Source organism: Bacillus sp. X1(2014), from assembly GCF_007678255.1.
In genome coordinates this window covers 1-11,488 of record NZ_VEED01000014.1, presented here as the reverse complement: position 1 = coordinate 11,488, position 11,488 = coordinate 1, and the positions used below count along the sequence as shown (strand labels likewise).

Annotated in this window: 14 protein-coding genes, 2 pseudogenes and 1 riboswitch; of the genes and pseudogenes, 10 read left to right on the top strand and 6 right to left on the bottom strand. The window is 36.4% G+C overall.

Features of this window, described 5'->3' with window-relative positions:
* The first annotated feature begins 335 nt into the window (after positions 1–335).
* Positions 336–419: riboswitch (cyclic di-GMP riboswitch) on the top strand.
* Positions 420–450: 31 nt separating this feature from the next.
* Positions 451–576, top strand: coding sequence for an anti-repressor SinI family protein (locus FS608_RS21270; RefSeq protein ID WP_313958727.1), 126 nt, complete (start codon positions 451–453; stop codon positions 574–576).
* Between the two features lie 275 nt (positions 577–851).
* On the opposite strand, the gene FS608_RS31820 is transcribed toward FS608_RS21270, so the two are convergent.
* Positions 852–950: a beta-propeller fold lactonase family protein gene (locus tag FS608_RS31820; protein WP_395947801.1), complete on the bottom strand. Its 99-nt coding sequence runs from the start codon at positions 948–950 to the stop codon at positions 852–854.
* A 172-nt stretch (positions 951–1,122) separates the two neighbouring features.
* The gene (locus FS608_RS31815; protein WP_395947809.1) at positions 1,123–1,269 is read right to left on the bottom strand and encodes a beta-propeller fold lactonase family protein; all 147 of its coding nucleotides are present in this window, start codon (positions 1,267–1,269) and stop codon (positions 1,123–1,125) included.
* Positions 1,270–1,318: 49 nt separating this feature from the next.
* On the opposite strand from FS608_RS31815, the gene FS608_RS21260 reads away from it, so the two are divergent.
* On the top strand, positions 1,319–1,471 hold the full coding sequence (locus tag FS608_RS21260; protein ID WP_144554705.1) for a beta-propeller fold lactonase family protein: 153 nt from the start codon (positions 1,319–1,321) through the stop codon (positions 1,469–1,471).
* Positions 1,472–1,816: 345 nt separating this feature from the next.
* Here FS608_RS21260 and FS608_RS21255 read toward each other — a convergent pair whose 3' ends face one another.
* From FS608_RS21255 to FS608_RS21250, 3 genes are all read right to left on the bottom strand, one after another.
* Positions 1,817–2,521, bottom strand: a complete 705-nt coding sequence (locus FS608_RS21255; RefSeq protein ID WP_144554704.1) for a DUF421 domain-containing protein — start codon at positions 2,519–2,521, stop codon at positions 1,817–1,819.
* Positions 2,522–2,558: 37 nt separating this feature from the next.
* Positions 2,559–2,789: a VanZ family protein gene (locus FS608_RS31810; protein WP_395947808.1), complete on the bottom strand. Its 231-nt coding sequence runs from the start codon at positions 2,787–2,789 to the stop codon at positions 2,559–2,561.
* Between the two features lie 386 nt (positions 2,790–3,175).
* Entirely contained in the window at positions 3,176–4,231 is a 1,056-nt protein-coding gene (locus FS608_RS21250) for a lactonase family protein (RefSeq protein WP_144554590.1), read from the bottom strand.
* 135 nt (positions 4,232–4,366) lie between these two features.
* Here FS608_RS21250 and FS608_RS21245 point away from each other — a divergent pair, with 135 nt between their 5' ends.
* The 7 genes and pseudogenes from FS608_RS21245 (at position 4,367) to FS608_RS21215 (ending at position 10,006) form a co-directional block, all read left to right on the top strand.
* The gene (locus FS608_RS21245) at positions 4,367–4,702 is read left to right on the top strand and encodes a PTS sugar transporter subunit IIA (protein ID WP_144554589.1); all 336 of its coding nucleotides are present in this window, start codon (positions 4,367–4,369) and stop codon (positions 4,700–4,702) included.
* A gap of 20 nt (positions 4,703–4,722) precedes the next feature.
* Positions 4,723–5,690 (top strand): annotated as a pseudogene (locus FS608_RS21240) (PTS transporter subunit EIIC); the annotation flags it as partial.
* 306 nt (positions 5,691–5,996) lie between these two features.
* Positions 5,997–6,711 (top strand): annotated as a pseudogene (locus tag FS608_RS21235) (GntR family transcriptional regulator).
* A 53-nt stretch (positions 6,712–6,764) separates the two neighbouring features.
* Positions 6,765–7,709 (top strand): mannose-6-phosphate isomerase, class I, encoded by a 945-nt coding sequence (gene manA, locus FS608_RS21230; RefSeq protein ID WP_144554588.1) that lies wholly within the window; start codon positions 6,765–6,767, stop codon positions 7,707–7,709.
* A gap of 53 nt (positions 7,710–7,762) precedes the next feature.
* Positions 7,763–8,755, top strand: a complete 993-nt coding sequence (mgrA, locus tag FS608_RS21225; protein ID WP_144554587.1) for an L-glyceraldehyde 3-phosphate reductase — start codon at positions 7,763–7,765, stop codon at positions 8,753–8,755.
* A 139-nt stretch (positions 8,756–8,894) separates the two neighbouring features.
* Positions 8,895–9,599, top strand: a complete 705-nt coding sequence (locus FS608_RS21220; protein WP_144554586.1) for a DsbA family protein — start codon at positions 8,895–8,897, stop codon at positions 9,597–9,599.
* 2 nt (positions 9,600–9,601) lie between these two features.
* Positions 9,602–10,006, top strand: a complete 405-nt coding sequence (locus FS608_RS21215) for a disulfide oxidoreductase (protein ID WP_144554585.1) — start codon at positions 9,602–9,604, stop codon at positions 10,004–10,006.
* 70 nt (positions 10,007–10,076) lie between these two features.
* On the opposite strand, the gene FS608_RS21210 is transcribed toward FS608_RS21215, so the two are convergent.
* Positions 10,077–10,163 carry a YjcZ family sporulation protein gene (locus FS608_RS21210; RefSeq protein WP_144554703.1) on the bottom strand — a complete coding sequence of 29 codons (87 nt, stop codon included), beginning with the start codon at positions 10,161–10,163 and terminating at the stop codon, positions 10,077–10,079.
* A gap of 229 nt (positions 10,164–10,392) precedes the next feature.
* Here FS608_RS21210 and FS608_RS21205 point away from each other — a divergent pair, with 229 nt between their 5' ends.
* Positions 10,393–11,373: a 2-hydroxyacid dehydrogenase family protein gene (locus FS608_RS21205; protein ID WP_144554584.1), complete on the top strand. Its 981-nt coding sequence runs from the start codon at positions 10,393–10,395 to the stop codon at positions 11,371–11,373.
* Positions 11,374–11,488 lie beyond the last annotated feature (115 nt).

The window sequence follows — 11,488 nt, the reverse complement described above, 5'->3', positions numbered from 1 at the left end:
AGGAATTAGAATGTAGAAAAGAAGGGAGATTATGATATATCCACTCATAAAAAAAGAGACCTGATACACATTGTGAAAGACTCTCCACATTGTTAGTGTGTTCTAGAATTTAATGCGGAAAGAAACATTAAAAGGAAAACCTTTAGAAAAATTAAATTTATTGAAATAGGTCAGGTAACATGTGAGAAACGTGTACTAAAATTTCTTCAATATGAATAAATTTTTTTTATGTTTAGCTATGTCGAAATCCTGTCGACATTTTTGGAAATATTTTCATTTATATTCCCTGAAGACTATAATACTATTAGATTAGTTGTTTAATACTTTAATACTATAAAAGATAAAGACAAACCTTTCGAAAGACGGGGATGAAAAGCTGCAGGTCTAAGGTTTTTAACTAGGATGGCTGAGTTACCTAAAAAATAGTAATTCATTTTAGGAGGGGAAATTGTGTCTGTATTATCTATTGAAACAACTGAAGAGGAACTAGATAAAGAATGGTTAAAACTTATTGGTGAAGCTAAAAAGTTAGGACTTTCAATAGGTGAAATTAGAGATTTCCTAAATCTCTATTAAACTATACATTGAAGGGGTTGAATAGCAGATGACAAAACTGGATAAATTCCTAATTCACAGGGCTTATAAGTTATTTAATTTTTGTAATATTCTTTCTCTTGGAGATAAAAGGAATAAAAATACTCCAATTAAATTGAAACAGCCTAACAAATTGTCGGCTGTTTCTTTAATGAATAAGTTAATATTTTAAAAACTTCACACAAACCCCATAAGGCACCGTAGTATCAGACTCAATTAACGACAATCTCCCTGAAAACTTATCCCTGAGAACAACTCTATATTCCCAGACTCTGATTCGCTGCAACAACAAACTTCCCATTAGGATCAATCTCAAAATCCCTTGGCCAATCCTCTTCAGTAGAAGTATGCTCCACAAATGTAAGTCCACCTGATCCTTGATTCACACAAAAACGGCAATACTATTATTATCGCGATTCCCCGAATAAACATAACGTCCATCGGCCAGAAATATGAATCGCACTTCATTAATTATTTTCCTTGAAATCACTAGGCAAAGTTAAAATATACTGTACCTCGCTAAAACGGTCATTTTCCGGATGTAATATACACAATCACCTCAGAAACGAATTCTGTCATCACATGGGCAATTTTTCCATTTGGATGAAAGACAAGATGGCGTGGTCCACTGCCTGCTTTAAAGGCAAAATGTTCACTTTGGCGATAGTTCCATATTCCCCCAAATTGTATGTAATATGTACGTCAATCCGTTCAATCACATCTTATTAACCAAGAGGACGGCTCGGTTTTACCTTATGCTTCGATCAGAGAGTATGAAAGCTCAGGTCCCGACCCAAGACAAGAAAAGCCTCACACTCATTATTCCGAACTGACACCTGATGAAAAGTATCTAGCTGTGTGTGAATTTTGCCCTTGATGTTTCCTTTTTTTAAGAAAAGTCTTTTTTGTGGGAGTACCGGAAAGTTCAGGGGGTAAGCAGTATATCGATTTCATCAATTATCCAATTTTTGAGCTATGATTCTGTCAAACACAGCCTAATAGATTTTTGTAATTGGATTTGGCCTTCAAGATATGAACTCTCAAATCAATTGGAGGATAGTCCAGAAAAGAATTCACTTCAAGATGTATCAGTCTTTATATAAAAAAAGAATTGCTAGTATGCTGAGGGTTCTATTTTCTATCTAAGCTAAAGACATTTTGTTTACCACTCAGCCCACGGAATGGAAAATCCATTTCGTGGGTTTATTTTTTTGTTAAGGAATTATTTTTTCAAAAAAACCTGTAAATTGTTTTTGTTATCAAGAGTGGCTAGTAAAACATTTTTTACCTCTGTTTGATGTGAAGTTATAAGAGTTTTATTTAGCCAGTCTTCGTCCTTGTTAATTTTTTTTAATATAGTAAGATCAATCTTTCCTTCTTTTATTACTGTCTGTGGGAGATCAAAAGGCTCTGTTTTCATTTGATAAGTTGATGGCGTAATCGCCATATACTGAGGATCTAAGAAAATTGAAAGTTTGCCATCCGATTCCCATAATGCTATCGCTACCTTTTTAACGTCCTCGATTTTTTCTTTCCTTAACTCAGCTAATAAATGATCAATGGATATTCTAGCTTTTTTTAAGCCCTTATAAATGATTTCTCCATCTTTTATTAAAGGAAATGGTGCTGGATCTAGGAACTTTTCAATTCGAGTTGATTTTAAGTTGATTAATAAACCTCCGGTATACAAAACCACCAATACCACGGTTGTTATCATTGAGCCTTTCATACCGAGATTTTCATCTGATAATGGGTGGGCAATAATATTTCCAAGAACTAAGGCTATAACAAAATCAAGTAATCTTAATTGTGAAATGGCGCGCTGTCCCATTAGTTTGACAACAATGAGCAAAAAGAAAAAGGCGATTACAGCTCTTAATATCCACTCAATAGAATTAAGTGTTTCCTGACCTTGCAAAAAATCAATTGAAGGCAAATAGTCACATCCTTACCTGATAAACGTCCTACTTAGTATTCTCAGGAATAACCACTTTTAAAATAAAAAATATTGATAAAATACCGAATGAATCAATCAGTAAATCATAAAACCGTCCGTCTCTACCGAAAAATAATTGTAGGAATTCTGTTAGAAACGCAAAAACAATCGATAGCCTGATAGAGTATTTATGACTTCTTAATAAGTTGAAAAGTAGAATATCCATGATGGCAAAACCGATAAAATGTCCTAACTTCACTTTTATAAACACAGGATGAATTAAAGTAAAATCATGAAAATAAAAGAATGACAAAAAGTCTAGATTTGATACCCATCTGAATCCAAATGAATGTGAATATATAAGATTCTCAATACTTTCTGTCCAGGTATTTAACAATAAAAATAATCCCCACAAAATAATCAATGAAATTTTGATGAAAAAAATTTTCTGAGTTTTCCTGTTTCACGATTATGTGTTTGCTGGTAATTCAATATTCTTTCCCCTAACAAAACAAGTATTTCTTATTTAGATTATAGTAAATTAATGGTAAGAAATTTGTCAATTGGGGTTGTCGAATGGAAGAAACGAAACAGCCCCGCATTAAAAAAGCTGATTGGATTGGGTCCAATCAGCTTAGCTTAAGACTATACATGTAAAAACTTGATACAAACCGGATAAGGAACCTCAATATCAGCCCTAATTAATGTAAGTTTACCTGTGTTTTCATCCCTTGAATATAGGACCAGGTTACTGGACTCTTGATTAGAAGCTACGATAAATTTCTCCGTTGGGTCTAACATAAAATCTCTCGGCCAATCACCTTCAGTGGAGGTACGATCAACAAAGCTAAGCTTTCCCGTTTCTTGGTCTACACGGAAAACAGCAATACTGTTATGGCCACGATTACCCGCGTAAACAAACTGTCCATCAGATGAAATATGAATGGCGCTGCCTTGATTATTCTCGTTGAAATCGTCAGGTAGCGTAGAAATATATTGTTTCTCGGTGAAATGACCATTTTCAGTGTTATAGGTTAAAACAATCACTTCCGAACTGAACTCTGTCATGACATAAGCCATATCCCTATTGGGATGAAAGACAAGATGTCTTGGGCCGCTGCCTGCTTTTACAGGTAAAAGATTGACCTTCGTAAGAGTTCCATCTTCCTCCACTGCATAGGTAATAACAGCATCAATTCCTAATTCACACACGGCAAGGTACTTTTCATCAGGTGTCAGTTCTGAATAATGGGTGTGAGGCTTTTCCTGTCTTGGGTCAGGGCCTGATCCTTCATGCTCTCTAATCGAAACATGAGGTAAGACGGAGCCGTCTTCTTGGTCAATCAAATGTGATTGAACCAATCCTTTATGGTAGTTAGCACCAAACACCATGCGGTTTTGGCTGTCTACACTCACATAACAAGGCGGAGCACCAGCTAAAACTTGGTTGTTAATCGCTGACAGTTCTCCATCCTCACTAATAGAGTAAGCGGCGATACCGCCAGTATCTCCTTCTTTAACAACTGAGTAAAGATAGCGGTTATCTTTACTGATTGCAAGGTATGTAGGATTCCCCAGTTCTGCTGCAACCTGAATATCCGTTATTTTTTGTTCGTTAGTGTCTAATGTAAAAGAATAAATTCCTTTACTATCTCCTTTTGTATAGGTCCCGATATAACCTTTGAATATCGTGTCTGCCATTTTCTTTGCTCCTTAAATAGATAAAATTTAAATTTCCACTATTATAATATCCTATTTGTAACTAAAAACTAAAGATTAAGGCATTGGACAAAAAAAGAAAGTGACTGATGTTCAGAAAAATATAAAAAATTAAATATGTCTAAAAACATCGATTTAGAGACATTAACAACTGAACAAATAAATTTCATTCTTATTCTTCATAGTGGCAATGCAAGAAGTAAAATCATTCAAGCCCTTCGTGAATATCGGGAGGGAAATGTAGAGGAAGCTGATAATTTGCTTGTTCAAGCAGAAGAAGACTTACGTGTTTCACATGACATTCATTTTAAGATGGTTCAAAAGAAAGCTTCAGGAGAGAAAGTTGAGTTTGCTTTACTATTAATGCACGCAGAAGATCATCTAATGTCAACATTAACAATGAAAGAACTAGTTAAAGAGCTTCTAGATATCTTTAAAAAGAAAAATTTATAAGATCAGAGGGGGGAAGTGCTTTGTTCGAAAAACTAAGTCAATATCTTGTTCCAATAGCGGGGAAATTAAATAACAATCGTTATTTAAGCGTTTTATGGGATGCATTTATGTTATCATTTCCATTAACAATATTTGGTTCAATCTTCGTTGTATTAACCAATTTACCATTTCTAAGTAAGTTAATGATTGAAGAGGCGATAAATACATTCCGTTACATGTTTGGAATTGCTTCATCGTCCACAATGGGAATTATGTCTATCTTTGTTGTCTTTGGTATCGGTTATTATTTATCGAAAAGTTACGATGCTGAATTCGGTGGTGCCATTGCACTTTTTTCCTTCTTAATTTTAAAACCATTCGTTTTTCTACCTGAAAGTGGTCAAGCCATTACGGGTGTTATCCCAGTAGACAGGCTTGGTGCTAAAGGTAGTTCCTTGGAATGATTACGGGTTTTATTTCAGCAGAAATTTACCGTATGATTGTTCAAAAAAACATTACTATTAAAATGCCTCCCGGAGTTCCGCCAGCTGTGGCAAAATCATTCGGAGTACTCATACCAGCAATTATAACGTTAACTGTATTTTTAGCTATAAATATTCTAGTAACACAAGTATTTAAAACTAATATGCACGATGTAATCTATAAAGCTATTCAATCTCCATTAGTAGGTTTGGGAAGTGGTACCATTCCTACGTTAATTGCTATTTTCTTTATTCAAAGTTTTATGGTTCTTTGGCTTACATGGTCAAATCATCATTAACTCCGTTATGGACCCGATTTGGAATACATTACAAATCGAAAACCTAAATGCTTTTACAAACGGTCAGCCAAATCCGCACATCATTCTAAATCATTTATGGATATCTATACGGTTGGTATGGGAGGAACAGGGATGACTCTAGCAGTAGTCCTAGCCATTCTGTTCTTTATGAAGAGTAAGCAAATGAAACAGTTCGGAAAGCTTGCAGTCGGACCTGGTATCTACAATGGTATATTTGTGGTTTTTATCAAACAGTATGGGTCTGTGTCTGTTAATCTAAATAAAGATGGCGAACGAACAATTAAAACGAGTGGGCATTGGTTTAAACAGGTTTCAGAAAATAACGGTTTCTAAGATAAGATTATCTAACTAGAGGTATTAAACGTAAACATCAATCCTGACTATGTATCTTTATATTCATTACACTAAAAGATGGTCTACTTTGGCCATCTTATTATAGAAATTAAGTAGTAGTGGCATTAAATAATTATATTATAATTAAATTATCATTTATATTAGTTGGGTGGTCCTGGCATGAATAAGTATGAAGCAATATCTTTAGAAGTAAGAAATAGAATTTAGAACAGAGAGTATCCGATTGATCAACCCATACCAGATGAAATTTCATTAGCAAAGGAATTTGGCTGCAGTCGGATGACGATGAAAAGGGCATTAGACCTTTTAGTTGTGGAGGGTTTGCTTTTTCGAAAAAGAGGACATGGTACGTTTATTGTTCAATCCGCCATCAATAAAAGCAAAGTAAATGTCACATCCCATCTATCATTGGGATTATCGAACCTTTTAAAGGATAAGAAAGTCACCAGTAAGGTGATAAAGTTTGAGGTCCGATTTCCTTTAGAAGAAGTGGCTAGGCATCTTTCCATTGATGAGAAAACTCCGTTATATTATCTCATTCGACTAAGATTAGTTGATGGGGAACCATATGTTATGGAAAAAACATATATGCCTTCTCCACTTATTCCAGGTATTAAAGATGAGGTTCTTCAAGGCTCAATTTATAGATATTTCGAAGAAGATTTAGGCTTGACGATGGCAGGCTCTCATCGAATTATTAGGGCTTGTAAATCTGATCAGTTAGACCAAGTGCATTTAGAATGTCTTCTCGATGATCCTATTCTTGAACTCGAGTATGTCGGTTTCTTGAATAATGGGGTTCAGTTTGAGTACTCTTTTTTCACGCCATCGATATGATAAATTTGAGGTAACCACTGTAAATCCTATACGATGATATTGGAAGAAATGTTGATTTAAGGTGCAGTAACAAAACTAGGGGGAAGAATAATGGAACCTTTATTTTTAAAACCTGTCTTTAAAGAGAGAATTTGGGGAGGAACTGCCTTAAAAGATCAGTTTGGCTACTCCATTCCATCTGACAAAACAGGGGAATGCTGGGCTATTTCAGCACATCCAAATGGACCTTCAATTATTGAAAATGGTCCTTTTGCTGGTGTAACGTTGGACAAGCTTTGGAAGGAACATCCTGAACTTTTTGGAAACTCAAAGGAGGAAGTGTTTCCGTTATTAACTAAAATTTTAGATGCAAATATGGATTTATCCGTTCAAGTTCATCCCAATGATGACTATGCTAAAACACATGAAAACGGAGAAATTGGAAAAACAGAATGCTGGTACATCATCGACTGTAACGAATATGCGGATATGATTTTTGGACATAACGCCAAAACCAAAGAAGAATTGATCCAGCAAACGAAGGAAGGACGATGGGATGATTTACTTGGCAGGGTAAAAATTAAACCTGGCGATTTTTTCTATGTACCAAGTGGTACGATCCATGCCCTTTGTGAAGGAACGCTTGTATTAGAAACGCAACAGAGCTCGGATACAACCTATCGCTTCTATGATTACGGCCGCAGGGATGCAGATGGCAAACTGCGTGATCTTCATTTGGAAAAAGCGATTGACGTAACGACTGTACCGCATCAAGGCAACGTCACGATTCCTAGAGTGGAAACAAAGGACAATGTCACCATTACAACTTATGTTGAATCTGATTACTTCTCAGTATTTAAGTGGGATGTAGATGGGAAGGCGACGTTTGATTCGCAAAATCATTATTTATTGTTAAGTGTAATAAATGGTGAACCTACACTCCATCATCAAGGAAAGACCTATCAATTAAACAAAGGCACACACTTCATTATCCCTGTCGGCTTCGGTGAATTCGAGTTTACTGGAAATTGTCAATTAATTGTTTCACATGCATAATTTAGTTTGGATGTTAGCTTACTAAAAAAGATTATAGAAATGGGGAAACCAATATGGTCTACCAAGCGGCAGAAAGTCGTTATGGAACAATGAAATATAATCGCAGCGGCCGTTCAGGATTAATGCTGCCGGCCATCTCGCTGGGGCTTTGGCATAACTTTGGCGGAGTAGATCCCTATGAAAATGGCCGGGCCATGCTCAGAAGAGCGTTTGATTTAGGGATTACCCACTTCGATTTGGCCAACAATTATGGTCCGCCGCCGGGGTCTGCTGAAGAAATGTTCGGAAAAATATTAAAGTCTGATTTTGCTCCTTACCGTGATGAAATGATCATTTCTACAAAAGCAGGCTACACGATGTGGCCGGGACCTTATGGGGATTGGGGCTCGAGAAAATACTTAGTATCTAGTCTAGATCAGAGTTTAAAACGAATGGGCCTTGATTATGTGGATATTTTTTATTCGCACCGGCCAGATCCAAACACACCACTTGAGGAAACCATGGGAGCATTAGATTCTATTGTTCGTCAAGGTAAAGCCTTATATGTTGGAATTTCTAACTATAGTGCCGAACAAACTGCTGACGCAAATAAAATATTAAATCAGTTAGGAACACCTTTGTTAATCCATCAACCCAAATATTCGATGTTTAACCGTTGGATAGAGGAAGGCTTGCAGGATGTGCTTCAGGAAAATGGGGTAGGTTCTATTGCCTTTAGTCCATTAGCACAAGGTTTATTAACTAATAAATACCTAACAGGGATTCCAGCCAATTCTCGTGCAGCAAGCTCTACAGGGTTCTTGCGTGAGGAGCATGTAACTTCTGAAGTATTGGCTCGTGTTCAAAAATTAAATGAAATTGCAACAGAGCGTGGTCAAAGTCTTTCACAAATGGCCCTTGCTTGGGTTTTACGCGGTGGAAGGGTTACTACTGTCCTAATTGGTGCGAGCAGAGTGAGTCAAATTGAGGAAAACGTTGCCGCATTGAATAACCTTGATTTTACAGAGGAAGAATTAGCAAGGATTGAAGATATTCTTAAAAGCTAGTGTAGACGAATTGTGAAAAATGCCATTTTAGGATGGCATTTTTTTATATGAAAGAAGGCTCTTTTATTTGCATTATTCAGTGGGATAAGTGATATTTATACTAACTATGAAAACTCACATCTATAAAAAGGAGACTATTATGGCAAATAATAATAAAAATAAGAAAAAAGAAGCAAAATCATCATCTACTTTTACTTTTTGGATGATTGGCTTGGTTGCCGTTTTTATTTTAGGTTTCATTTTTTTAGGCAATCATTCTAAACAACAAGATAAAACCACAACAACAAAAATTGATTATAGCAATCAACCATACATAGGTAAGGAATCGGCTCCGGTTTCAATTATTGAATTTGGTGATTATAAATGCCCGAATTGTAAAAATTTTGGCAATGATGTTGTACCCATTATTCAGAAGGAACTAGTTGATACCGGTAAAGCAAAGTTTTATTTTATGAATGATTCGTTTATTAACGTTGACTCCGAACGATCAGCAAAATTTGCGGAATCCGTATTCGCGGAACTTGGCAATGATACGTTTTGGAAATTCCATGAGCTCCTATACGAAAAACAGCCCGAAGATACCAAATATGAGAAAATGGACGTTTTTACGGAAGAATTTTTGACTAATACCTTAAAAGAAGTGGCTAGTGATAGCGATGTTGACAAGGTCGTAAAGAATTTCGATGCTAAGAAATCCAATGATGCTTGGCAAAAAGATATGGATTACGCTGAAAAATTAGGTGTTACAGGAACCCCAACCATTTACGTTAATGGGGAGAAGTTTGACGGACAAACCATTGATGACTTAAAAGAAATGGTTGAAAAAGCTGCAAAAGGAGAATAAGTATGAATAAGTCCTTACTTCTTGCCTGGATAGCTGCCCTCATTGCCACACTAGGCAGTCTCTATTTTAGTGAGGTTATGCACTTTATTCCTTGTACACTTTGTTGGTACCAAAGGATATTTATGTACCCGCTAGCCATCATCCTTGGAGTGGCAGTTTACCGAAACGACCAAGGCATCTATAAATATACACTGCCGTTGTCGATCATTGGTTTGCTAATCGCTGGATACCATACATTATTACAGAAAATACCGTATTTACAGCAATTTGAAATGTGTACATCTGGAGTGCCCTGCTCAAAGGATTACATTAACTGGCTTGGCTTTGTTACTATTCCTTTATTAGCCTTCATTGCATTTATGATTATTACTGTCTGCTTATTCATAATCTCTCGTGACAAAAAGTAAATAGAGTACCATAAAAAAGAGCGGTGAAACCAATTGGTTCCCGCTCTTTTCTGTCGGCACTAAACCTCAATTAGTACATAAAGGATGCACCAACAATGATCAATAGAATAAACAATACAACAATTAAAGCGAAGTTGCTGTTATGTCCATGTCCCATAGTAATCACCTCCTCTATTGCTGAGTTATTACAATGTATGCCAAAAGGGGAGGGGATGAAATGGACAAACGTTGAATACTAGATAAAGAAGTTAATTTCATTCAAAAAAACGTTTGCAGAATTTTAATAAATAACTAATTTTATAGATCATATTATTATAGTATAATAATATACAGTTATTTGGATTAATGGAAAAGGCAGTCATTTTATTCAGGAGAGGAGTTAGGTAATGGCAAAAATTTTAGTAGCAGGTGAGATCCCGCAAAAGGGGCTAGAGTTGTTATTAGAAAATCACGAGGTTGAAGTATTTTCAGGCGAGAAATTGATATCTGATACAGAATTAAAAGAGCGAATCAAAGATAAGGATGCTCTTCTCAGTTTATTATCTACCCCAGTAACAAAAGAAATAATTAACCAAGCCCCTTACCTAAAAATCATAGCAAACTATGGAGCTGGATTTAATAATATTGACCTTGAATATGCGGCATCCAAAGAAATCCCAGTTACAAATACACCTATAGCGTCTACTGCTGCAACGGCTGATCTGACTATTGCCCTTTTACTTGCCTCAGCAAGAAGAGTAGCTGAAGGGGATGAAGTCTGTCGGACGGTTGGTTTTAATGGGTGGGCCCCTCTTTATTTTCGAGGCCGGGAAGTAACAGGAAAAACCATCGGTATTGTAGGATTTGGTCAAATTGGCCAAGCGGTTGCGAAAAGAGCGGCTGCCTTTGACATGAAAGTTCTATATACGGGTCCGAATCGAAAAAGCCAAGAAGTTGAGCAGGCACTAAACGCGACCTATGTATCGTTTGATGAGTTAGTTACAGAATCAGATTTTATTACGATAAATTGTTCTTACAATCCAGCGCTGAAACATATGTTCAGCACAAAGCAGTTTGAAATGATGAAATCAACTGCCTATTTAATTAACTGTGCACGTGGACCAATCGTTGACGAGGCGGCTCTGATCAAGGCCTTAGAAGAGAAACAGATTGAGGGAGCAGGAATTGATGTATTTGAATTCGAACCTGAAATAAGTGACGGTTTGAAAAAGCTGAAAAACGTTGTATTAACTCCACATATCGGAAATGCTACTTATGAAGCACGCGAGACAATGGCGATGATGGCAGCGGGAAACATCGTCAAGGTGTTAAACGGTGAAGCACCATCGTATGTGGTTAATGGGGTTAAAGAAGCAATCCTTGTTTAAAAACAAATGATTAGCAATAAAAAAGACGGCAGCTGCCGTCTCAGATTGTCGACAAAAGGGGTTCGGAATGTTTACATTCCGAACCCCTTTTGACTTTTTCACTGTTTTTCCACCT